The 22,772-nt window shown below is 68.2% G+C and carries 15 protein-coding genes; 11 read left to right on the top strand and 4 right to left on the bottom strand.

The window, feature by feature from the left end; all coding sequences use genetic code 11:
* The first annotated feature begins 39 nt into the window (after positions 1–39).
* Both PYV00_RS15640 and PYV00_RS15635 read left to right on the top strand, forming a co-directional pair.
* Positions 40–1,356 (top strand): Hsp70 family protein, encoded by a 1,317-nt coding sequence (locus tag PYV00_RS15640; protein WP_275229235.1) that lies wholly within the window; start codon positions 40–42, stop codon positions 1,354–1,356.
* Positions 1,357–1,708: 352 nt separating this feature from the next.
* Positions 1,709–4,327 carry a TonB-dependent receptor gene (locus PYV00_RS15635; RefSeq protein WP_275229234.1) on the top strand — a complete coding sequence of 873 codons (2,619 nt, stop codon included), beginning with the start codon at positions 1,709–1,711 and terminating at the stop codon, positions 4,325–4,327.
* Positions 4,328–4,346: 19 nt separating this feature from the next.
* Here PYV00_RS15635 and PYV00_RS15630 read toward each other — a convergent pair whose 3' ends face one another.
* The gene (locus PYV00_RS15630) at positions 4,347–5,243 is read right to left on the bottom strand and encodes a LysR substrate-binding domain-containing protein (protein WP_275229233.1); all 897 of its coding nucleotides are present in this window, start codon (positions 5,241–5,243) and stop codon (positions 4,347–4,349) included.
* Between the two features lie 254 nt (positions 5,244–5,497).
* On the opposite strand from PYV00_RS15630, the gene PYV00_RS15625 reads away from it, so the two are divergent.
* From PYV00_RS15625 to PYV00_RS15615, 3 genes are read left to right on the top strand one after another with little or no spacing between them, the layout of a single operon-like run.
* A complete protein-coding gene (locus PYV00_RS15625) occupies positions 5,498–8,692 on the top strand; it encodes an efflux RND transporter permease subunit (RefSeq protein ID WP_275229232.1) in 3,195 nt (1,064 codons plus the stop codon).
* Positions 8,685–9,929, top strand: a complete 1,245-nt coding sequence (locus PYV00_RS15620) for an efflux RND transporter periplasmic adaptor subunit (RefSeq protein ID WP_275229231.1) — start codon at positions 8,685–8,687, stop codon at positions 9,927–9,929. The genes PYV00_RS15625 and PYV00_RS15620 overlap by 8 nt, the downstream gene beginning before the upstream one ends.
* Positions 9,919–11,325: an efflux transporter outer membrane subunit gene (locus PYV00_RS15615; protein ID WP_275229230.1), complete on the top strand. Its 1,407-nt coding sequence runs from the start codon at positions 9,919–9,921 to the stop codon at positions 11,323–11,325. Before PYV00_RS15620 ends, PYV00_RS15615 begins: the two co-directional genes overlap by 11 nt.
* 29 nt (positions 11,326–11,354) lie before the next feature.
* On the opposite strand, the gene PYV00_RS15610 is transcribed toward PYV00_RS15615, so the two are convergent.
* Positions 11,355–12,248, bottom strand: a complete 894-nt coding sequence (locus PYV00_RS15610; protein ID WP_275229229.1) for a LysR family transcriptional regulator — start codon at positions 12,246–12,248, stop codon at positions 11,355–11,357.
* Positions 12,249–12,377: 129 nt separating this feature from the next.
* Here PYV00_RS15610 and PYV00_RS15605 point away from each other — a divergent pair, with 129 nt between their 5' ends.
* Both PYV00_RS15605 and PYV00_RS15600 read left to right on the top strand, forming a co-directional pair.
* A complete protein-coding gene (locus tag PYV00_RS15605) occupies positions 12,378–13,361 on the top strand; it encodes an aldo/keto reductase (protein WP_275229228.1) in 984 nt (327 codons plus the stop codon).
* A gap of 34 nt (positions 13,362–13,395) precedes the next feature.
* Positions 13,396–14,460, top strand: a complete 1,065-nt coding sequence (locus tag PYV00_RS15600; protein ID WP_275229227.1) for an NAD(P)-dependent alcohol dehydrogenase — start codon at positions 13,396–13,398, stop codon at positions 14,458–14,460.
* A 90-nt stretch (positions 14,461–14,550) separates the two neighbouring features.
* Here the strand turns inward: PYV00_RS15600 and PYV00_RS15595 are convergent, their stop codons facing one another.
* The gene (locus PYV00_RS15595) at positions 14,551–15,183 is read right to left on the bottom strand and encodes a TetR/AcrR family transcriptional regulator (protein ID WP_275229226.1); all 633 of its coding nucleotides are present in this window, start codon (positions 15,181–15,183) and stop codon (positions 14,551–14,553) included.
* 105 nt (positions 15,184–15,288) lie between these two features.
* Here PYV00_RS15595 and PYV00_RS15590 point away from each other — a divergent pair, with 105 nt between their 5' ends.
* Genes PYV00_RS15590 through PYV00_RS15580 form a run of 3 tightly spaced genes read left to right on the top strand, consistent with a single transcriptional unit; the run spans position 15,289 to position 21,067 of the window.
* Positions 15,289–16,437 (top strand): efflux RND transporter periplasmic adaptor subunit, encoded by a 1,149-nt coding sequence (locus PYV00_RS15590; protein WP_428981647.1) that lies wholly within the window; start codon positions 15,289–15,291, stop codon positions 16,435–16,437.
* A gap of 6 nt (positions 16,438–16,443) precedes the next feature.
* On the top strand, positions 16,444–19,629 hold the full coding sequence (locus PYV00_RS15585) for an efflux RND transporter permease subunit (protein ID WP_275229225.1): 3,186 nt from the start codon (positions 16,444–16,446) through the stop codon (positions 19,627–19,629).
* 4 nt (positions 19,630–19,633) lie between these two features.
* Complete coding sequence (locus tag PYV00_RS15580; protein ID WP_275229271.1) at positions 19,634–21,067, top strand: efflux transporter outer membrane subunit; 1,434 nt, start codon at positions 19,634–19,636, stop codon at positions 21,065–21,067.
* Between the two features lie 289 nt (positions 21,068–21,356).
* Here PYV00_RS15580 and PYV00_RS15575 read toward each other — a convergent pair whose 3' ends face one another.
* Entirely contained in the window at positions 21,357–21,737 is a 381-nt protein-coding gene (locus PYV00_RS15575) for a hypothetical protein (RefSeq protein WP_275229224.1), read from the bottom strand.
* 215 nt (positions 21,738–21,952) lie between these two features.
* On the opposite strand from PYV00_RS15575, the gene lptB reads away from it, so the two are divergent.
* Complete coding sequence (gene lptB / locus PYV00_RS15570; protein WP_275229223.1) at positions 21,953–22,753, top strand: LPS export ABC transporter ATP-binding protein; 801 nt, start codon at positions 21,953–21,955, stop codon at positions 22,751–22,753.
* Positions 22,754–22,772 lie beyond the last annotated feature (19 nt).

Raw genomic sequence — 22,772 nt, 5'->3', positions numbered from 1 at the left:
TAGGCGCCGGCCGCTCCGCTTGTAGAAGGACGTTCAGCCATGCCCGTGGGCCGGCCGGGTGCACGCACCATCGGGATCGATTTCGGCACCACCAATTCGGTCGTCGCGCTGGCGACGGGCGACGGGGACGCGCGGCTGGTGGACTTCGCCGCGCCCGATGGCACGGGTTCGGTGTTCCGCTCGGCACTGTGCTTCTGGCAGGATGAGGCCCGGCGCGGCGGCCTTGCCCATGAAGCCGGGCCCTGGGCCATCGCCGAGTTCCTGGATTTTCCGCAAGGCAGCCGCTTCCTGCAATCGTTCAAGTCGATGGCCGCCAATGCCACGTTCGAGCACGCGACCGTGTTCGAAAAGCGCCTGCGCTTCGAGGAGCTGGGGCGCATCTTCCTGGAACACCTGCTGGCCCATGGCGGCGCGGACATGCGCGCCCGGCCCGAGCGCATCGTGGTGGGCCGCCCGGTGCGCTATGTCGGCGCGCGCCCGGACCCGGCGCTGGCGCGGGCGCGCTATGACGCGATGTTCGCGCTGTTCGGGTGCGAGATCCACTATGTCTACGAACCGCTGGGCGCGGCCTATGGCTTCGCCTCGCGCCTGAACGATGCGGCCACCCTGCTGGTGGCGGACTTCGGCGGCGGCACCAGCGACTTCTCGATCGTGCGCGTCGAGGCGCCCGGTGCCGCGCGCCGCTGCGTTCCGCTCGGCTCGGCCGGCGTCGGCATCGCCGGGGACAGGTTCGACTACCGGATCATGAACCAGCTTGTCCTGCCGATGCTGGGCAAGGGCGGCACTTATCGCTCGTTCGACAAGGTGCTGGAAATCCAGGAAGGCTATTTCACCGATTTCGGCGACTGGTCGCGCCTGGCGCTGATGCGCAACCGCCGCACGCTGGCCGAGCTGGCGCGGCTGCAGCGCAGTGCCACCCAGCCGGCCGCGATCGGGCGCATGATCGCGGTGATCGAGAACGAGCTGGGCCACGCGCTCTACGAAGCGGTGGGCCAGGTGAAGCGCGCCCTTTCGAGCGAGACCCACGCCGTCTTCCGCTTCGCGGGGCCCGACCTGGCGATCGAGGCGGAGGTGAGCCGCGAGGAATTCGAAAGCTGGATCGCGCCCGATCTCCAGCGCATCGCCGAAGCGGTCGATACGGCGCTGGCCGGCGCCGGCTTGCGCGCCGACCAGATCGACCATGTGTTCCTGACCGGCGGCTCATCGCTGATCCCGGCGGTGCGCCGCCTGTTCGAAAGCCGCTTCGCGCAAAGCCGGATCGACAGCGGCGACGAGCTGACCTCGATCGCCCACGGCCTGGCGCTGGTGGGCGAAGACCCAGACTTGCCAGCCTGGACCGCGCCGGCCGGGGACTAGTCGGGCTGGCGCAGTGGCTCTGCCGGCCAAGCAATCCCCCATATACAATAGGTTATTCGTGACGGCCGGCGATCCTAAGCGACTGTCAAAATTCCTTCTCGACAACACCGGCTTTCTGATCCAACCTGACGCATATGAGACGGGCGACAGCCCGCATTGGGAGAGTGGATGCCTTGCGCGGATTCGGTGGCGGAGCCAGCCGGATCGCCATGCATCCCGGATACATTCGTGGGGGCCCCGGCCCTGCCCCGCCTGTTCGTGAGCGGGCAAGGCATGGGACATCGACGCATGTAGCCGCGCGCCGCGCAAGGGCGGCTTCTCCCCGGTGAGGTTCTTGCAAGGGAGAGGCGAGATGCATTCCAACATGACCGTGACGGGCGGGAAACGCCGTAACGCAAGCTGTTTTGCGATCAGGGCCGCGCTGCTGGGCGCCGGCTCGCTCGCCGCGTTCGCGTCCGGCGGCGCGGCGCTGGCCCAGGAGCGTCCCGCCAGCGACCGGGAGAGCCGCCCGGCGGCCAGTTCCAGCCCCGGCGAGATCATCGTCACCGCGCGCAAGCGGCAGGAGACCATGCTCGACGTGCCGGTGATCGAAAAGGTCGTGACCAGCGAGATGCTGGCGCGGCAGCAGACGCTGGACCTCAAGGATCTGACCAAGCTCACGCCCGGCCTGATGATCGGCACGGCGGTGCTTTCGATCGGCCAGCAGGTGACGCTGCGCGGCGTGGGCACCAGCTCGTTCGATCCGGGCATCGACCAGTCGGTGACACTCAACATCGATGGCCTGCCGCTGGGCCAGGGCCTCGCCTTTTCCAGCGGCATGTTCGATGTCGGCCAGGTCGAAGTGCTCAAGGGCCCGCAATCGCTGTTCTACGGCAAGAGCAGCACCGGCGGCGTCATCTCGATCCACACCGCCGATCCGACTTACGAGCTGGAAGCCAAGGCGACCGCCGCCTACGAGGCCGAGGCCCATACCCGGCGCTTCGAAGGCTTCGTTTCGGGGCCTGTCTCCTCCACGCTCAGGATGCGGCTTGCCGGCATGTATTCGAAGAGCGACGGCTATTACTACAATCGCGCGGTGGTGCCGGCCGACGCGACCTTCAGCCCGGCGCCGGGAGTGAACCTGCCGGTATCGGCGCTGGGCGGGATGACGCCGCGCCACAGCCGCACGGGGCATGGCGAAAACTACCAGATCCGCGGCACCGTGATCTGGGAGCCGAGCGAGGACTTCTCGGCCAAGCTCAAGGTCAACTACGTCCACGACAACACGATCAACGCGGAAAACGGCCAGCTCAAATCGTGCCCCGATGGCGTCGCCGGGGTGCCGGCCTTCGGCAATGCCCCCTTCATCAACCCGAGCGACACCTGCAAGCTGGACCGCGTGGGCTACACCGTCGACATGAACCCGGCCAATTTCGTCAACATGGAACCGGCGAACGGCATGTCCTTCGTGGAAAGCAGCCAGCGCTACGGCACGCTGGAGCTTAACTACAACCTGCTCGACCGCGTCACCGTGACCTCGCTGACGGGGTACTACAACCTGCATTCGCACAGCCTGTTCAACACCTCGTTCGCGGCCCTTTCCGGGCCGCTGCTCTCGGTCTCGAACCCGCGCTTCCGGCGGCGTGACTTCACCGAGGAAGTGCGCGTCAACAGCGATTTCGAAACGCCGTTCAATTTCACCATCGGCGGCTTCTACCAGACGGGCAAGGTCTCCGATCGCATCACCTTGTTCCCCAACACCTTCTTCATCGCGGCGGGCGCCTCAGGCATCCCGCTGCAGGACGGGGTGAACCGCTTCACCATCTCGTCCTGGTCGGCCTTTGGCCAGGTGCGCTACCGGATCGTGCCCGATGTCGAGCTTTCGGGCGGCCTGCGCGTGACCAACGAGACCCGGCGGCAAGACCCCTACCTGTTCAACTCGCTGACCCTGCTCGGCAATATCGCCGCCGGCCTGGCGCCGGCCAGCGCGGCCGGCGGCTATGCCCCGCCGACGGCGACGCCGCGGATCGGATCGACCCGGACATCGCCCGAACTGACGATCACCTACAAGCCGACGCCGGACCTCAACCTGTTCGCCTCCTACAAGATCGCCTACAAGTCCGGCTCGTTCAGCATCGCCACGCCGCCGACGCTGGAAGGGCTGAACACTTATCTCGACAACTCGTTCGGCGACGAGAAGGTCAGCGGCATCGAAGGCGGCATCAAGGGCCGCGCGCTGGACAACCAGCTCAATTTCAGCCTGGGCGCGTTCAACTACAAGTACACTGGCCTGCAAGTCGGCGGCATCGAGCCGACGGTGGGATCGCTGCCGGTCATCCGCACGGTCAATGCCGGCAGCGGGCGCAGCTATGGCGCCGAGATCGAAGCGCATTTCAGCCCGCGCGCGATCGACGGGCTGACGCTGAACGGCGCGGTCAACTATACCCATGCGCGCTTCAAGCGGCTGGACAACGTGCCCTGCTATGGCGGGCAGACGTTCGAGGCGGGCTGCAACCAGCAGCTTGCGTCCAACGGGCTCTATTTCGCGCAGGATCTTTCGGGCGCGCCGTTCCTGCGCGCGCCGGACTGGAGCGGCAATGCCGGCTTCGATTACGAGCTGCCGGTGGGCAACACGATGAACCTGGTGCTGAGCAACAACACCTACTTCACCTCGAAATTCCTGTCCGGCCCCGGCATCCGCGAGGACTTCTACCAGAAGGGCTATGTCAAGTTCGACGCGGGCATCACGCTGAAGGACAAGGACGATCGCTGGGAAGTGGCGCTGATCGGCAAGAACCTGACGCGCGAATACACCGCAAGCAATTGCTCCCCCTCCAACTTCCAGAACGGCCTGCTCGGCGGCGAGATCACCGGCGCCTCGGCCAGCACGCCGGGCGGCCAGGTGGGGCCGGCGGGCACCGACGAGATGCTCTGCTACATGGACCCGGGCCGCGAGCTGTGGATACGCCTGACCCTGCGGCCGTTCGGCTGAAGCGCCGGCGGATCGGCCCCTAGAGCCGCTCGCCGCTGGCGGCCATGGTATCGCGGAAGGCCTGCGCGGTGGGCGAAAGCTCGTGCTTGTGGATCATCCACAGCCGGCTCATCACCGGGACGGAGAGCGAGCGCAGGACCAGGTTGTCCATCTGCAGCCGGGCCAGCGATTGCGCCAGCACCGTGGGTCCGAAACCGGCCGCGACCAGCCCGAGCAGGGTGGCGAAGCTGCTGGCCTCCAGCGCGACGCTGGGGCGGAAGCCGGCCTGTTCGCACAGGGCGAAGAAATGCTCGTTGAAGCCGGCGCCGTTGGCCGCGTTGTACAGCACCAGCGGCACCCCGGCGAGATCGGCGATGGCCGGGTCGGCCTCGCACCGCGCCAGCGGATGGTCCTGGCGGACGGCCAGCAGCATCTCCTCCTGGACCAGGCATTCGAACGCCATGCCCGCCGGCAGCAGCGGCGGCTCGAACGTGCGGATGATGCCCATGTCCAGCTCGCCGCGCTCGATCCGGGCGATCTGCGCGTCGCGCCCCAGTTCCTGCAAGGCCAGCTCCACTTGCGGGTGTGACTGCCGGTACCGGTAAAGCGCGTCGGCGACGCGCGCGACGAACGGCGCCGAGGCGGTGAAGCCCAGCGCGAGCCGCCCCAGTTCGCCGCGATGCGCCAGCCGCGCCACCTGCACCGCACGCTCGGCCTGGGCCAGCGCCTGCCGCGCTTCGGGCAGGAAGCGGCGCCCGGCCTCGGTCAGCCGGACCCGGCGGCTGGTGCGTTCGAACAGGCGCGCGCCCAGTTCCTCCTCCAGGGCGCGGATCTGCTGGCTCAGCGGCGGCTGCGACATGCCGAGCCGCTGCGCGGCGCGGCCGAAATGCAGCTCTTCGGCAACGTGGAGGAAATAGCGAAGGTGGCGAAGGTCCATGGTATCCAGACTTGTTGCATATCAATCAAGCCATATTAGATATTGGACACAAAACAACCGGTCACGCATTGGCGTTCACGCAGCGGTGTTGCGCAACGCGTCCGCAGCCAATCATCATAAGATCGCGGGCACGGCTGGCAAAGCCAGTGCAATCGGATGCCCGCGCGGTCCGTCTTGGAGGATGCCGCTGAGAAGTGGCCAAATTCATGCCTCCCGGTGGCTTGGGCCAACGGCGATGGCGGCGGGAGTCGTGAATGATCGGGATTGTCAGGATAGCGCTGCATCGCCCGCTGACCTTTGTGGTGATGGCCATCCTCATCGCCATCGGCGGAACGCTGGCCGCGCTGCGCACGCCGGTGGACATCTTCCCCGACATCCGCATCCCGGTGATCGGCGTCGCCTGGCAGTACGCCGGCCTGCCGCCCGAGGACATGGCCAGCCGCATCCTCAACCCCTACGAACGCAGCCTGAGCACCACGGTCAACGATATCGAGCATATCGAAAGCCAGTCGCTGCCGGGCATCGGCGTGGTCAAGATCTACCTTCAGCCCAATGCCGATATCCGCACCGCCACGGCCCAGGTCACGGCGATCTCGCAATCGGTGCTGCGGCAATTGCCGCCGGGGGCGACGCCGCCGCTGGTGATCAACTACAGCGCTTCCACCGTGCCGATCGTGCAGCTCGCGCTGTCGGGCCAGGGCCTTTCGGAGCAGGAACTGTTCGATATCGGCCAGAACCAGATCCGCCCGCAGCTCGTCACCGTGCCGGGCCTGGCCATGCCGTTCCCGTCGGGCGGCAAGCAGCGCCAGATCCAGGTCGATCTCGACCCGCTGGCGCTGCAATCGAAAGGCCTGACCGCGCAGGACGTGGGCGCCGCCATCGCCGCGCAGAACCAGATCAATCCGGCCGGCTTCGTCAAGATCGGCCCCACGCAGTATGCCGTGCGGCTGAACAATGCCCCCGATTCGATCGAGGGGCTCAACGACTTGCCGGTCAAGGTGGTGAACGGCGCCACGATCTACATGCGCGATGTCGCCCATGTGCGCGACGGCAACACCCCGCAGACCAACATCGTCCATGTCGATGGCCGCCGCTCGGCGCTGCTGACCGTGCTCAAGAACGGGCAGACCTCCACGCTCGCCATCGTCAACGGCGCCAAGGCGGCGCTGCCCAAGATCGCCGAGACGCTGCCCGTTACGCTCAAGATCCTGCCGGTGGGCGATCAGTCGCTGTTCGTGAAGGCGGCGGTGGCCGGCGTCATCAAGGAAGGCGTGATCGCCGCGGCGCTGACCTCGCTGATGATCCTGCTGTTCCTGGGATCGTGGCGATCGACCGTGATCATCGCGCTGTCGATCCCGCTGGCCATCCTGGCCGCGCTCGGCGCGCTGGCGGTGTTCGGCCAGACCCTGAACGTGATGACGCTGGGCGGGCTCGCGCTCGCGGTCGGCATCCTGGTCGACGACGCGACCGTGACGATCGAGAACATCAACTGGCATCTCGAACAGGGCAAGGGCGTGAAGCAGGCGATCCTCGATGGCGCCGCGCAGATCGTCACTCCGGCGTTCGTCTCGCTGCTGTGCATCTGCATCGTCTTCGTGCCGATGTTCTTCCTGCCGGGCGTCGCAGGCTTCCTGTTCGTGCCGATGGCGCTTTCGGTGGTCTTTGCCATGATCGCCTCGTTCGTGCTGTCACGCACGCTGGTGCCGACGCTGGCGATGTACCTGCTGCGCCCGCACGGCCACACCAGCGAGGAACTGCACCTTGCCGGCAAGCCCGGCTCGCACAATCCGCTGATCCGCTTCCAGCGCGGGTTCGAGCACCGCTTCGAACGCGTCCGCCTGGGCTATGTCGGGCTGCTCCAGCGCGCGCTGCGGGCACGCCGGCCGTTCGTGCTGGGCTTCATGGCCGTCACCCTGCTTTCGTTCGGGCTGATGCCCTTGCTGGGCAGCAACTTCTTCCCCAGCGTCGATTCGGGCCAGATCGCCATGCACGTGCGCGTGCCGGTGGGCACGCGGATCGAGGATACCGCCGCCCGGTTCGATCGCATCGCCGGGGCCGTGCGCGAGATCGTGCCGCCCGATGAGCTGGCCTCGATCACCGACAACATCGGCCTGCCGGTCAGCTCGATCAACACCGTCTACAACAACAGCGGCTCGATCGGTTCGCAGGACGGCGACATGATGATCACGCTGAAGGAAGGCCATCGCCCCACCGACGAGATCGTCGCCACGCTGCGCCGCGAACTGCCCCGGCGCTTCACTGGCACGACGTTCGCCTTCCTGCCCGCCGACATCACCAGCCAGATCCTGAACTTCGGCGCGCCGGCGCCGATCGACGTCCAGATCTCCGGCAAGAACGTCGCCGCCAATCGCGCTTATGCTCAGGAACTGCTCGCCCGCATGGCCAAAGTGCCGGGGTTGGCCGATGCCCGCATCCAGCAGCCGGCCAGCTCGCCGCAGATCAGCGTCGATGTCGATCGCTCGCGCATCGGCCAGTACGGGCTGACCGAGCGCGACGTGACCAACAACCTGGCCACCACGCTGGCCGGCTCGTCGCAATCCGCGCCGGTGTTCTATGTCGATCCCAAGAACGGCGTGTCCTATCCGGTGGTGTCGCAGGCGCCCGAGCACCTCGTCGGCTCGATGAGCGACCTGACCAACGTGCCGGTCGCCGGCGCGGGCGGCGCCGTGTCGCAGCCGCTGGGCGCGCTGGCCGAGATCAGGCGATCGGCGACGGTGCCGGTGGTCAGCCGCTACAACCTCTCGCCGGTGATCGACATCTATGCCACGCCGCAGGGCCGTGATCTGGGCGCGGTGGCGGGCGACGTGCAGGACATCATCGCGTCGATGAAAGACAAGGAGCCCAAGGGCTCGACCATCGCCATCCGCGGCCAGTTCGAAACGATGAACACCGCCTTTTCGGGCCTGGGCTTCGGCCTCGCCGCCGCGATCCTGTTCATCTACCTGCTGATCGTCATCAACTTCCAGAGCTGGGTCGATCCCTTCGTCATCATCACCGCGCTGCCGGCGGCGCTGGCCGGCATCGTCTGGGTGCTGTTCGGCACCGGCACGACGCTGTCGGTGCCTGCGCTCACCGGCGCGATCATGTGCATGGGCGTCGCCACCGCCAACTCGATCCTGGTGGTCAGCTTCGCGCGCGAGCAGCTGGCCCAGCACGGCGACGGCCTTCGGGCCGCGATCGAGGCCGGGCGCGTGCGCTTCCGCCCCGTGCTGATGACGGCGCTCGCCATGGTCATCGGCATGGCGCCGATGGCGCTGGGCCTTGGCGAAGGGGGCGAGCAGAACGCCCCGCTCGGCCGCGCCGTGATCGGCGGGCTGATCTTCGCCACGATCGCCACGCTGTTCTTCGTCCCCACTGTCTTCAGCCTTGTCCACCGGCGCCCCCGCGCCGATGCTTCGTCCACGGAACTTCAGCCCAGCCATGCCTGAGACCCTCCCTCCCCAAGATCCCGCCACCGACGATGCGATCCCCGCCGGCCCCGATGGCCGCACGCTGCGGCGCATCGGCATCGGCGCCGCCGCCGTCGCGCTGGCGGTTGTCGTCATCGGCACCGCATCGCGCATCAACGCGGTGGACGAACAACGCGCCACCGCCGCGCAAGCGGCCATCCCCACCGTGACCGTGCTGACCCCGGAGGCCGACGCGGGCGGCGGCACGCTGGTGCTGCCCGGCACGATCCAGGCCTTCAACAGCGCGCCGATCTATGCCCGGACCAATGGCTATGTCCGCCGCTGGCTGGTCGACATCGGCGATCACGTGCGCGCCGGCCAGACGCTGGCGATCCTCGACGCGCCCGAGATCGACCAGCAGCTCGCCCAGGCCGAAGCCGATTTCCAGACCGCCCGCGCCAACCAGGGGCTGGCGGCCACCACGGCCCGGCGATGGGACGCGCTGCTGGCGCAGGATGCCGTCTCGCGGCAGGAAGCGGACGAAAAGCGCGGCGATCTGGCCGCCCGATCGGCGCTGTCGAACGCCGCGCTGGCCAATGTCCGCCGGCTGCGGGCGCTGCAGGGCTTCACCCGCCTGTCCGCGCCCTTCGCCGGTGTCGTCACCAGCCGGTCGGCGCAGATCGGCGCGCTGGTGGTGGCCGGCAATGCCGCCTCGCAGCCGCTGTTCACCGTGTCCGACGTATCGAGGATGCGGATTTTCGTGCGCGTGCCGCAAGGCAATTCCGCCTCGGTCAAACCGGGGATGAGCGCCACGCTCTCGCTGCCCGAGTTCCCCGGCCGCAGCTTCACCGCGACGATGACGCGCAGCGCCCAGGCGGTCGACGCGCAATCGGGCGCGGTGCTGGTCGAACTGCAAGCCCCCAATCCCGACGGCGCGCTGAAGCCCGGTGCCTATGCGCGGGTCAGCTTCGCCACCAGTGCCGGAACGGGCCAGGCGGCAGGCGCGACGCTGTCGCTTCCGGGCAGCACGATCCTTTACGGCAACGACGGTCCCAGGCTGGCGGTGGTCGATGGCCGCAACCGGGTCTCGCTCAAGCCGATCACCATCGTGCGCGACGATGGCGCCAAGGTGTTCGTCTCGGGCGCCATCTCGGCCAGGGACCGCGTGATCGACACCCCGCCCGATTCGATCCGCGACGGCGACGAGGTGCGCGTGCAGAAAGCGCCGGCGGCCCCAGAGAAGAGCCCAGCGAAAGGCCCGGCGAGTGCGCGGTAAGCGGCTGGCGGCGCTGGCGCCGGCCCTGCTTGCCGGCTGCTCGCTGGCCCCGGACTACCGCCCCCCGGAAACCGCCGCACCGGCCGCCTACAAGGAAACCGCCGGCTGGACCGCCGCCACGCCGATGGACACCGCCTTGCGCGGCGACTGGTGGCGGATGTTCGACGATCCGGTGCTGGACGATCTGGAAGCGCGCGCCGCTGCCGCCAGCCCGACGCTGGCTGCCGCGCTCGCCCGCTATGACCAGGCGCGCGCCGCCGCCCGGATCGACCGCTCGGAGCTTTTCCCGCAAGTCGCCGCCACCGGCGATGCCAGCCGCCAGCAGGTTTCCGGCAATCGCCCGCTCGCCGACGGCACGCCCCGCACGTACAACGACTACGCGGTGGGCGGCGTGCTCGATTACGAGATCGACTTGTGGGGCCGCATCCGCAACGGCCTGAGCGCATCGCGCGCCGAGGCCGATGCGAGCGCGGCGGACCTCGTTTCCGCGCGGCTCAGCCTGCAGGCGGCGGTGGCCGATGCCTATATCCGCCTGCGCGGCCTCGATGCCCAGGCGGCGCTGCTGGATCGCACGGTCGCCGCCTTCGACCGCGCCTACCAGCTTACCCGCACCCGGCATGACGGCGGCATCGCCTCGGGCATCGACGTCAATCGCGCGCGCACGGCGCTCAGCAATGCGCGCGCGCAGGTTTCCGCCATCGCCAGCGATCGCGCCGCGACCGAGCATGAACTGGCCGCGCTGGTCGGCGCGGTGGCTTCGGACTTTGCCGTGCCCGCGCGCGTCCAGCCGCTGACCGCGCCCGAGATCGCCACCGGCGCGCCTTCCGCGCTGCTGCAGCGCCGGCCGGACGTGGCGGCGGCCGAACGCCGCATGTTCGCGGCCAACGCGCGCATCGGCGTGGCGCGCGCCGCGTTCTTCCCCACCGTCACGCTGGGCCTGGCCGGCGGCTGGGAAACCACGCACGGCGAATTGCTGAGCACGCCCAACAGCTTCTGGGGGCTGGGCCCGCTGGCGACGGCGCTTTCGCTGTTCGACGGCGGACGCCGCAAGGCGCAAGTCAAGCTCTCACGCGCGGAATATGACGAAATGGCCGCGGGCTATCGCGACACCGTGCTCACCGCCTTCCGGCAGGTGGAGGATGGCGTCGCCGCCATGCGCCAGCTTGCCGCGCAGCTGGTCGACCAGCGCGAGGCGGCCCAGGCGGCGGAGCGCACCAGCGACCTGGCCATGATCCGCTATCGCGACGGCGCTTCGGACTACCTCGAAGTGGTCATCGCTCAGACCGACGCGCTCGACGCGCAGCGCGCGCTGCTGGCGGTCGAGGTGGACCGGATGCGGGTGAGCGTGGCGCTGGTGAAGGCGCTGGGCGGTGAGGCCGGGCCGCCTCCCGCCTGACGGGCGGCACCTGACATACGGCCACAGCCTCACCCGCGATGGATCAGTTCCTCGATCAGCAGGGCAAAGGCCGGGCGGGGCTGGCGGCGGCTGGGGTAGTAGAGGTGATAGCCCGGAAACGGCGGGCACCAGTCTTCCATCACGCGCACCAGCGTGCCGGCGGCGATTTCGGCCAGCACATAGTCCTCGGGCACGAAGGCGAGCCCCAGCCCGGCGACCGCGGCGCCCACCACCATGCGCACGTCGTTGGAGATGAACTGCCCTTCGACGCGCACGTTCAGGCTGCGCGTGCCCTGTTCCAGTTCCCAGGCATAAAGGCCGCCCGATGTCGTCATCCGCAAGTTGACGCAGCGATGCGCGGCTAGGTCCTGCGGTGTCCGGGGCATGCCGTGGCCGGCCAGATAGGCCGGCGCGGCCACCGCGGCCATGCGCAAGTCCGGGCCGATGCGCACCGCGATCATGTCGCGCGCGACCTGCTCGCCCAGGCGCACCCCGGCATCGAAGCGATCCGCCACGATATCGCGCAGCGCGGGATCGACGCTGATCTCGATGGCGATCTCCGGGTAGCGGCGCATGATCCGGCACGCCGCCGGCCAGAGCACAGTCTGGGCGGCATGGGCCGGCGCGGTGATGCGGATGGTGCCGGCCGGCCGCTCGCGCAGTTCGTTCAGCATCGCGAGCTGCTGGTCGATCTGGTCCAGCGCCGGGACCAGGCTTTGCAGCAGGCTTTCCCCGGCATCGGTGGGCGATACGCTGCGCGTGGTGCGCGAAAGCAGGCGCACGCCGATGCGGCCCTCCAGCCGCCGGATCGCATGGCTGAGCGCCGATTGCGACAGGCCCAGCCGCGCCGCCGCGCGCGTGAAGCTGCGTTCTTCGGCCACGGCCAGGAAAGCATTCAGGTCGATGAGGTCGTCGCGCTGCATTCATGAATCCAGTGAATAGGTCCATGCAATTCTTATGATCTAATCGGCACGAGGAAAACGGCCTATCTGCACGGCATCCTCACACCAGGCCGGGGCGATCACGCCTTGCGCCAGAACGGGAGTTCCCACATGCAAACCCGCATTCTCGGCACGCACGGCCCTGAAGTTTCCGCCATCGGGCTCGGCTGCATGGGCCTGAGCTTCGGCTATGGCCCGGCCGTCTCGACCGCAGACGGCATCCGCCTGATCCGCACCGCCCACGAACAGGGCGTGACCTTCTTCGATACGGCCGAGGCCTATGGCCCCGGCGACAACGAGGAACTGGTCGGCCAGGCGCTCGCACCCGTGCGCGACGAAGTCGTCATCGCCACCAAGTTCGGCTTCAGGAACGGCCGCCCCGGCGACGGCCTGGACAGCCGGCCCGAGCGTATCCGCGAAGTGGCCGAAGCCTCGCTCAAGCGGCTGGGGACCGACCGGATCGACTTGTTCTACCAGCACCGGGTCGATCCCGCCGTGCCGATCGAGGATGTCGCCGGCACGGTGAAGGACCTGATCGCGCAAGGCAAGGTCAAGCATTTCGGCCTGTCCGAAGCGAGCGCCGCGTCGATCCGCACGGCCCATGCGGTACAGCCGGTCACGGCGCTGCAAAGCGAATATTCGCTGTGGTGGCGCGAACCGGAAAAGGACGTCCTGCCGACCTGCGAGGAACTGGGCATCGGCTTCGTGCCGTTCAGCCCGCTCGGCAAGGGCTTCCTCACGGGTGCCATCGACGCGCACACCACGTTCGCGGACGGCGATTTCCGCACCAGGGTTCCCCGCTTCGAGGAAGCCAACCGCGCGGCGAACGCGGCGCTGGTGGAACGGCTCAGGACCATCGCCGAAGCGCGCGGAGCCACGCCGGCGCAGATCGCCATCGCCTGGCTGCTGGCGCAGAAGCCCTGGATCGTGCCGATCCCCGGCACGACCAAGCTGCACCGGCTGACGGAAAACCTCGGCGCCGCGCAAATCGCGCTTTCGGCCGGGAACCTTGGCGAGATCGCCGCCGCGCTGGCCGCGATCCCGGTCCAGGGCGAACGCTACCCGGCCGAGATGGCCGTGTTCGTCAACCGCTGATCCCCCTCCCCGCTTGAGAAACGAGACCAAGATCATGACTGTCAAAGCTTACGGCGCCTATGCCGGCGACAAGCCGCTCGAACCCATGGCGATCGAACGGCGCGAACCGGGCCCGCGCGACGTGCGCATCGCCATCGCCTATTGCGGCGTGTGCCATTCCGATCTCCACACCGTTCGCGACGAATGGCAAGGCACCCTCTACCCCTGCGTTCCGGGGCACGAGATCGTCGGCACCGTCACCGCGGTCGGCGGCGACGTGACGCGCTTCGCGGTGGGCGAGACGGTGGGCGTGGGCTGCCTTGTGGGAAGCTGCGGCCATTGCGGATCGTGCGCCGAAGGGCTGGAGAACTATTGCGAGAACGGCTGGACCGGCACGTACAACGGCGCGATCGCGGAGGCGCCCGGCCACACCCTGGGCGGATATTCGCAGGCGATCGTCGTCGATGAGCACTTCGTCCTGAAGATCCGTCACCCGCACGAACAGCTCGCCGCCGTCGCGCCGCTGCTGTGCGCCGGCATCACCACTTATTCGCCGCTGCGCCACTGGGGCGCGGGACCGGGCAAGAAAGTGGGCGTGGTCGGCATCGGCGGGCTGGGCCACATGGCGATCAAGATCGCCCATGCCATGGGCGCCCACGTGGTCGCCTTCACCTCCACCGCCGCCAAGCGGCAGGACGCGCATGACCTTGGCGCCGACGAAGTGGTGATCTCGCGCGATGCGGACGAGATGGCCGCCCATGCCGGCAGCTTCGACCTGATCATCGATTCGGTCGCGGCCTCGCACGATCTCGATGCCTATACGGCGATGCTCCACCGTGACGGCACGCTGGTGCTGCTGGGCGTGCCCGATCACCCGCACCCCACGCCGAACTTCGGCAACCTGGTGTTCGGCCGCAAGACCATCGCCGGCTCGCTGATCGGCGGCTTGCCCGAAACGCAGGAAATGCTCGATTTCTGCGCCGAGCACGGGATCGTCTCGGATATCGAGATGATCGCGATCCAGCAGATCGACGAAGCCTATGACCGGATGCTGCGCAGCGACGTGCGGTATCGCTTCGTCATCGACAACGCGACGCTGGAAGCCGGCCCCGCCGCCTGACCCGCCTGTCGCCCTGACCCGCCTGTCGCAAAGGGCGCGGGGGGTGGCCTGAGGATCAGGCCCCCCTCGCGCCCTCGCGGCAACGCGCCCTCAAAGCCGCTCGGCCATGGCCGTCGGGGGAGAATCCGCCGCGGCATGGCCCAGCGCGCTCAGGATCATGCCGGTGATGATCCGCGCGGCTTCGTCCGGGTCCAGCCGGGGCCGGATCAGCGTGCGGTGGCCCAGCCCGAACAGGCAGGCGATCATCAGTTCCTCGGCCGCGTCGAGCTCGCGTTCGGACAATCGCGGATTGGCCAGGCCGACAAGCCGCCGGACGATCTCACGATAGCGCGCGAAGAAATGGCCGATCAGCGCGGCGACCTTTTCATCGCGGTGCGCTTCGGCCAGCGCCTCGTGCACCAGCGCGTCGGCCTGCTCGGCCAGATGGCGCTCGACGATCTGCTCGATCACCGCTTCCACCGGCGCCTCGCCGCTCAGCGCCCGGTCGATATCGTGGTTCAGTTCGGCGAAGATACGCTCCGAATCGGCGACGATGATGGCCCGGATGATATCGGCCTTGCCGGCAAAGACGCGGTAGATCGTGCCGACGCTGACTTGCGCCTCGGCGGCGAGATCGGCCATCGCGGTCTGGTGAAATCCCCGCGCGGCGAAAAGCCGCCGCGCCGCCGCCACCACCCGGTCCGTAACGCAGCCTTTTTGCTGCTCTGCAACATTTTCGCCCACGACCCTCTCCATATGGCTTGACCCTATCATCGCGCGGGGGCTATGGGAAACAAAAATGGAATGAACGTTCATTCCGCTTCGTCAATCCGTTTGACCGGGAACCCGATGCATCGCCAAGCCCCCCTGCCGCTGCTCGGAGCGATGGCGCTCCTGGCCGCCTGTTCGGCCCAGTCGCCGCCACCGCCCGCCCCGCCCAAGGTCGGCGTGGTGACATTGCGGGCAGAGCCGGTGGAGCTGACCGCCGACTTGCCGGGCCGCGTGGCGGCGGCGGAAACCTCCGAAGTGCGCCCCCAGATCAACGGCGTGATCCGCGCCCGCCTGTTCACCGAGGGCAGCATGGTGCGCGCCGGACAAGTGCTCTACGAGATCGAGGACGCGGCCTACCGCGCGGCGCTCGGCACCGCGCAGGGCAACCTTGCCCGGGCCGAGGCGACGATCGGATCAACCACCGCGCTGGCCCGGCGCTATCGCGGGCTGGTCGATATCAACGCCGTCAGCCAGCAGGAGCTCGACAATGCCGATGCCGCCGCGCGGCAGGCCCGCGCCGATGCCGCGGCGCAGCGATCGGGCGTGCAGGCGGCGCGCGTCAACCTGGATTTCACCCGCATCCGCGCGCCCATCTCGGGGCGGATCGGGCGTTCGTTCTACACGCGCGGCGCCCTGGTCCAGTCCGGGCAGGCCGATGCGCTGGCCACGATCATGCGCACCGATACGGTCTATGTCGACGTGACGCAGTCCGCCGCGCAGTTGCTGGACCTGAAGGACGCGATCGCCGCGGGCGGGCTCAGCAACCAGGGCCGGGAAAGCGCGCGGGTGCGGCTGATCCTGCCCAACGGCAAGACCTATCCGATCGAGGGGCGGCTGGAATTCTCCGAAGTCGCGGTCGATCCGCAGACCGGCAGCGTCACCTTGCGCGCCACCTTCCCCAATCCGCAAGGGCTGCTGCTGCCCGGCATGTTCGTGCGCGCGCGGCTGGTGGAAGGCGTGCGGCAGAACGCCATCCTGGCGCCGCAGCAGGGCATCACCCGCGATCCGCGCGGCCGGGCGACCGCGCTGGTGGTCGATGCCGCGAACACCGTGGTGTCACGCCGGGTCATCGCCGAACGGCCGGTGGGGGACAAATGGGTCGTCACCAGCGGCCTGGCGCCGGGCGACCGGCTGATCGTCGAAGGGCTGGTCGCGGTCAAGCCGGGGATGAAGGTCAGCGTCGGCAAGCCGGCGCAAGTCACCGCCGCGCCCGGCGCGGGGCGCTGACCGCCCATGTCGCGCTATTTCATCGACCGGCCGATCTTCGCCTGGGTTATCGCCATCGTCGTCATGCTCGCCGGGCTCATCGCCTTGCGCGGGCTGCCCGTGGCCCAGTTTCCCGAGATCGCCGCCCCGGCGGTGACGATCAGCACGCTCTATCCCGGCGCCGATGCCCAGACGCTGGAGAACACCACCACGCAAGTGATCGAGCAGCAGATGAAGGGCATCGATCATCTGCGCTACTTCTCGTCCACCAGCGATTCGGCAGGCAATCTCACGGTCACGCTGACGTTCGACCAGGGCACCGATCCCGACATCGCGCAAGTGCAGGTGCAGAACAAGCTGGCGCAGGCAACGCCGCTGCTGCCGCAGGAAGTGCAGCGCGCGGGCGTGCGCGTGGCCAAGGCGGCGGCCAGCTTCCTGCTGATCGTCGCGCTCTATTCCGAGGACGGATCGCACGACCAGATCGACCTGGGCGACTATATCTCGTCGAGCCTGCAAGACCCGATCAGCCGGGTCGATGGCGTGGGCGACACGCAAGTGCTGGGCGCGCCCTATGCCATGCGCATCTGGCTCGATCCCTACAAGATGGCGAGCCTGGGCGTCACCGTTTCGGACGTGACCGCCGCGATCCAGGCGCAGAACGCGCAAGTTTCCGCCGGCCAGGTCGGCAGCCTGCCCGCGCGCAAGGGGCAGGCGCTGAACGCCACGGTCACGGCCCAATCACGCCTGCGCACGCCCGAGCAGTTTCGCGACATCGTCCTGCGCGCCGGGAACGACGGGGCGATCCTGCGCCTGTCCGACGTCGCGCGGGTGGAACTGGGGGCGGACAACTACAGCTTCATCGCCCGGTTCAACGGCAAGGCTGCCGCGGGCCTGGCCATCCGGCTGGCGCCCGGCGCCAACGCGCTCGACACCGTCGATGGCGTCAAGGCCAAAGTGGCCGAACTGTCCCGCCAGTTTCCCGCGGACGTGCGGATCGACTATCCGATCGACAATTCCACTTACGTGCGCCTTTCGGTCAAGCAGGTGGTGCACACGCTGATCGAGGCGATCATCCTGGTCTTCGTGGTGATGTTCCTGTTCCTGCAGAACTGGCGCGCCACGCTGATCCCGACGATCGCGGTGCCGGTGGTCCTGCTGGGCACGTTCGCGATCCTGGCGGTGGCGGGCTTCACCATCAACACGCTCACCCTGTTCGGCATGGTGCTGGCGATCGGCCTGCTGGTCGATGACGCGATCGTCGTGGTCGAAAATGTCGAGCGGCTGATCCAGGAGGAAAAGCTTTCGCCCAAGGATGCCGCGAAGAAATCCATGGACGAGATCAGCGGCGCGCTGGTCGGCATCGGGCTGGTGCTTTCGGCGGTGTTCCTGCCCATGGCCTTCTTCGGCGGTTCCACCGGGGTGATCTTCCGCCAGTTCTCGATCACGATCGTTTCGGCGATGGCGCTTTCGGTCATGGTCGCGCTGATCCTGACGCCGGCCCTGTGCGCCACCATCCTGGGCGCGGCCAACCATAACCACGGTGAGCGCGGCGGCTTCTTCGGCTGGTTCAACCGCACGTTCGACCGGGGGCGGGAACGCTATGCCGGCGGCCTGCGCGGGATCGAGCGCCACTGGGGGCGCACCATCGTGGTCTATGTGCTGATCGTCGCGGGCATGGGGCTGCTGTTCTGGCGCCTGCCCGGCGGCTTCCTGCCCGACGAGGACCAGGGCGTGATCTTCAGCCAGGTCGCCATGCCCGCCGGCACCACGATCGAGGAAACCGAACGTACGCTCGGGCGCGTGCGCCATCATTACCTTGTCGATGAAAAGGCCGCGGTCGAATCGGTCTTCACCATCAGCGGCTTCGGCTTCGTCGGCCAGAGCCAGAACGTGGGCATCGCCTTCGTGCGGCTGCGGCCCTGGGAAGAGCGCACGGGCCACGACATGGGTGCTGGCGCGATCCAGCAGCGGGCCAATGCCGCGTTCCAGAAGATCGCCGCCGGCCAGATCTTCGCCTTCGCCCCGCCGGCGATTTCCGAGCTGGGCAACGCGACCGGCTTCGACTTCGAGCTGAAGGACGAGGCGGGCCTGGGCCATGACGCGCTGATCGCGGCGCGCAACCAGTTGCTCGGCATGGCCGCGCAGGACCCCCGGCTGGCGCAAGTGCGCCCCAACGGCATCGAGGACGGCCCCCAGCTCAAGCTCGATGTCGATCAGGACGCCGCCGCCGCATCGGGCCTGTCGCAAGCCGAGATCAACGCTACGGTGAGCACCGCGTTCGGCGGCAGCTACATCAACGATTTCATCGACCGTGGCCGGGTCAAGCGCGTCTATGTGCAGGCCGACAGCGATTTCCGCACCGAGCCTGCATCCCTGGGCGATTTCTTCGTGCGCGGCGCCTCCGGTGCGATGACGCCGATCGCGGCATTCGCCAGCACGGCCTGGACGCACGGATCGGCCCGGCTGGAACGATACAACGGCGTTTCGGCGGTGCAGATCCAGGGCGCGCCCGCGCCGGGGCTGAGCACCGGCACCGCGCTGGCGGCGATGGAGGAGATCGCCGCGAAGCTGCCGGCCGGCATCGGCTATGAATGGACCGGCATCTCCTATGAGGAAAAGCTTTCGGGCGGGCAGGCGCCCACGCTCTATGCGCTTTCGCTGCTGATCGTGTTCCTGTGCCTGGCCGCGCTGTACGAAAGCTGGTCGGTGCCGATCGCGGTGCTGCTGGTCGTGCCGCTCGGCGTGTTCGGCGCGGTCATGGCGGCGATGCTGGCCGGGCTGAACAACGACATCTACCTGCAGGTGGGCCTGATCACCACGATCGGCGTCGCGGCCAAGAACGCGATCCTCATCGTCGAATTCGCCGAGGAGAAGATGCGCGAGGGGCTTTCGGCCGGGCAGGCCGCGATCGAGGCGGCGCGGCTGCGCCTGCGGCCGATCCTGATGACCTCGTTCGCCTTCATCTTCGGCGTGCTGCCGCTGGCCCTGTCCACCGGCGCGGGCGCGGGTGGGCAGAACGCGATCGGCTGGGCGGTGGTCGGCGGGATGCTTTCGGCGACGGTACTGGCGATCTTCTTCGTGCCTTTGTTCTTCTTCATCGTGAAGCGCCTGTTCCGGCAGGACCGCGCCGCCGCCCACGCCGAGGCGCCGGCCGCTGTGCCGGCCAACGGGGCTCCAGCCGATACAGGCGGCGAAGCGCCGCAGCAGGCCTGACATGATGCGATCCTCTCCCCGCTTCCTGATGCTCGGCGCGGCGCTCGCGCTGGCGGGCTGCAACATGGCGCCGCGCTATGTCCGGCCCGGCCTGCCCGTGCCGCCCGAAACCCCGCGCGGAGAGGCTTACGGGCCCGGCGATCCCGCCGCCGCGCCAGTCGATCTGGCGGCCACAGCCTGGACCGAGTTCTTCGCCGAGCCGCGCCTGCGCGAAGTGATCGGCCTGGCACTGGCCAACAACCGCGACTTGCGCCTGGCGCTGGCGCGGGTCGAACAGGCGCGCGCGCAATACCGCGTGCAGCGCGCCGATATCTTCCCGACGCTGGGTGCCGATGCCGGGGCGACGTTCCAGAAGTCACCGCTGGGCGCCGGGTCGGCCGGCGGCGCGCAAGGCGCCGTCACCGGGCGCGCCGACATCTATTCAGCCTCGCTGGGCGTTTCGGCCTGGGAAGTCGATCTCTTCGGCCGCCTGCGCAATCTGACCGAGGCGGCGCAGGAACAGTTCCTGGCGGCGGACGAGAACCGCAAGGCGGCGCAAGTCGCGCTGGTCGCCGAAGTGGCCACCGCCTGGCTGACACTGGCGGCCGATCATGACCGGCTGACGATCGCGGGCATGACGGTGCAGGCCTATGGTGAAACCGTCGCGCTCAACGAAGCGCGGTTCAAGGCCGGCGTCGCTTCGGAGCTCGACGTGCGGCAGGCGCGCACCGGACTGGACCAGGCGCGCGCCGACAAGGCCGCGCTGACCACGCAAGTCGCGCAGGACCGCAACGCGCTGGAGCTGCTGGCCGGCACCCCGATCGAGGACCGGCTGCTGCCCGACACGCTGCCCGCGCGCGGCGTGACGATCGAGCGGCTGCCGGGTGATCTGCCTTCCGAGATCCTGCTGCGGCGCCCCGATATCGCCGCCGCCGAGCACCAGCTTATCGCCGCCAACGCCAATATCGGCGCGGCCCGCGCGGCCTTTTTCCCGCGCATCTCGCTCACCGTCGCGCTGGGGACGATCAGCCTGGGCCTGTCGAACCTGTTCCAGAACGGCAGCGAGACCTGGTCGGTGGCGCCTTCGGCCAACCTGCCGATCTTCGATTTCGGCCGCAACGCGGGCAATCTCGCTTATGCCAGGGCCACGCGCGAGGCGATGCTGGCGCAATATGAAAAGACGGTGCAGACCGCGTTTCGCGAAGTGGCCGATGCCCTGGCGCGCCGGGGCACGATCGACGAGCAGCTGGCCGCGCAGGTTTCGCTGGAAGACAATGCCCGCACCGCCTTCCGCCTGTCGGACGCGCGCTTTCGCGCCGGGGTGGAGCCTTACCTCACCACGCTGGACGCGCAGCGGACATATTACGCGGCGCAGCAATCGCTGGTGGGAACGCTGCTGGTGCGCGCGGGCAATGCCGTGGAGCTCTACCGTGCCACCGGCGGCGGGCTGGCGCCGTAACGAAATGCGCCTGTCGGCGCGTTTCCAAACAGACCCTCAGCGCAGCAAGTGCCAGTACAGGATGTAGGCGACGCCCGAAACGCTCAAGGCGATGCAGATACGGTTGCCGAGATAATCAATGATGCTCATGAACCCTCTCCAGGATCATCTTATTTTTGGGCATCGTATCACACTTGCGGACGGAATCCAGCGATAGCCGCAAGAATTCGCGCGCGCCGGCAAGGCCCGGCACGCCATGGCCGCACCATGCCGGCCACGGCCGGAACGCAGGGGCTAGAACCCGAGAATGTCAGGCAAAAAGGAGCGCGAGGCCCTTGAACAGTCCGGTCAGCGCGAAAGGCAGGCCGATGGCCAGCAGCCAGAGCGCCAGCCGGTCCCGCCGGTAATAGGATGCCAGCGCCGGATCGGCGGCCTGCTGATCGTTCAGCCGGTTCCAGCGCCGTTCGAAGCTGCGGCAGGCCGGGATGATCGCGACGACGAGGATGACCAGCGCAAGATAAGGCAGCAGCGATCCGCCCTCGGTCTTGAGCGCGCCAATCGTCACGAAGATCTGGAGGGCCGTATAGACCAGCAGCGCATAAGCGATATGATCGCTCATCTTGCGGCGCCAGTCGGTGACGTGGGAATGCCCCTGCGTTGCCAGGCCACCATGCTGCGTGATCTTGTCCATTCGGTGACCCTCTCCAATGAATTACCGAGCAAACCACTAGAACATCGAATGGCTCCGGGATCAAGCGCGGTTACGCCATCCGCGATTCCGGCGCGCCGGCAGTACCATGGCGAGACAGGCGCGCGGCAAACCATGCATGAAACCTGCCAATCGGATCGGCTTGCGGGAAATGCCCGCTTGCCGTTCGGGCAAGGCGTGCGTACATCGCGCAGGAGATGACGGAATCGACCGAAATTTCGCGGAATCCCGGCTTGCACACCGCCGAAGCGGTCGATGCGGCGGCGATTGCCGAGCGCGGCGGCCTTGAAGTGATCTCGATCGCCAAGAGCTATGACAAGCGCGCGGTGCTCACCGATATCTCGCTGTCGGTGGCCAAGGGCGAAGTGCTGGGCCTGCTGGGCCCGAATGGCGCGGGCAAGACCACCTGCTTCTATTCGATCATGGGGCTGGTGCGCCCCGATTCGGGCCGCATCCTGATGGACGGGGTCGATGTGACGAAGCTGCCGATGTATCGCCGCGCGGTGCTGGGGCTGGGCTATCTGCCGCAGGAGACCTCGATCTTCCGGGGGCTTTCGGTCGAGCAGAACATCGACGCGGTGCTTGAGCTGATGGAGCCCGACAAGGCCGTGCGCGCGCAGGAGCTGGAGCGGCTGCTGGAGGAATTCGGCCTGCTGCGCCTGCGATCGAGCCCGGCCATGGCGCTTTCGGGCGGTGAACGGCGCCGCTGCGAGATCGCGCGGGCGCTGGCCGCCAATCCCTCGATCATGCTGCTGGACGAGCCTTTCGCCGGCATCGACCCGCTTTCCATCTCCGACATCCGCGATCTCGTGCGCGATCTCAAGACCCGCGGCATCGGCGTGCTGATCACCGATCACAACGTGCGCGAGACGCTCGACATCGTTGATCGCGCCATCATCATCTATGGTGGCCAGGTGCTGTTCGCCGGCAGCCCCGAAGCGCTCGTCGCCGACGAGAACGTCCGCCGCCTCTATCTGGGCGAGGGCTTTACGCTGTGATCGCCGGCCCGCGCGTGGC

The sequence above is a fragment of the Novosphingobium album (ex Liu et al. 2023) genome (assembly GCF_029076845.1).
Lineage (GTDB): Bacteria > Pseudomonadota > Alphaproteobacteria > Sphingomonadales > Sphingomonadaceae > Novosphingobium.
The sequence above is the reverse complement of the archived record's forward strand: the minus strand, read 5'-3'. Positions and strand labels throughout refer to the sequence as shown.

Coding starts and splice junctions, on each gene's coding strand:
- PYV00_RS15625 (WP_275229232.1), top strand. CDS start 5,498: ATGATCGGGATTGTCAGGATAGCGCTGCATCGCCCGCTGACCTTTGTG.
- PYV00_RS15600 (WP_275229227.1), top strand. CDS start 13,396: ATGACTGTCAAAGCTTACGGCGCCTATGCCGGCGACAAGCCGCTCGAA.
- PYV00_RS15575 (WP_275229224.1), bottom strand. CDS start 21,737: ATGGACAAGATCACGCAGCATGGTGGCCTGGCAACGCAGGGGCATTCC.
- PYV00_RS15580 (WP_275229271.1), top strand. CDS start 19,634: ATGCGATCCTCTCCCCGCTTCCTGATGCTCGGCGCGGCGCTCGCGCTG.
- PYV00_RS15620 (WP_275229231.1), top strand. CDS start 8,685: ATGCCTGAGACCCTCCCTCCCCAAGATCCCGCCACCGACGATGCGATC.
- PYV00_RS15640 (WP_275229235.1), top strand. CDS start 40: ATGCCCGTGGGCCGGCCGGGTGCACGCACCATCGGGATCGATTTCGGC.
- PYV00_RS15630 (WP_275229233.1), bottom strand. CDS start 5,243: ATGGACCTTCGCCACCTTCGCTATTTCCTCCACGTTGCCGAAGAGCTG.
- PYV00_RS15605 (WP_275229228.1), top strand. CDS start 12,378: ATGCAAACCCGCATTCTCGGCACGCACGGCCCTGAAGTTTCCGCCATC.
- PYV00_RS15585 (WP_275229225.1), top strand. CDS start 16,444: ATGTCGCGCTATTTCATCGACCGGCCGATCTTCGCCTGGGTTATCGCC.
- lptB (WP_275229223.1), top strand. CDS start 21,953: ATGACGGAATCGACCGAAATTTCGCGGAATCCCGGCTTGCACACCGCC.
- PYV00_RS15635 (WP_275229234.1), top strand. CDS start 1,709: ATGCATTCCAACATGACCGTGACGGGCGGGAAACGCCGTAACGCAAGC.
- PYV00_RS15610 (WP_275229229.1), bottom strand. CDS start 12,248: ATGCAGCGCGACGACCTCATCGACCTGAATGCTTTCCTGGCCGTGGCC.
- PYV00_RS15590 (WP_428981647.1), top strand. CDS start 15,289: ATGCATCGCCAAGCCCCCCTGCCGCTGCTCGGAGCGATGGCGCTCCTG.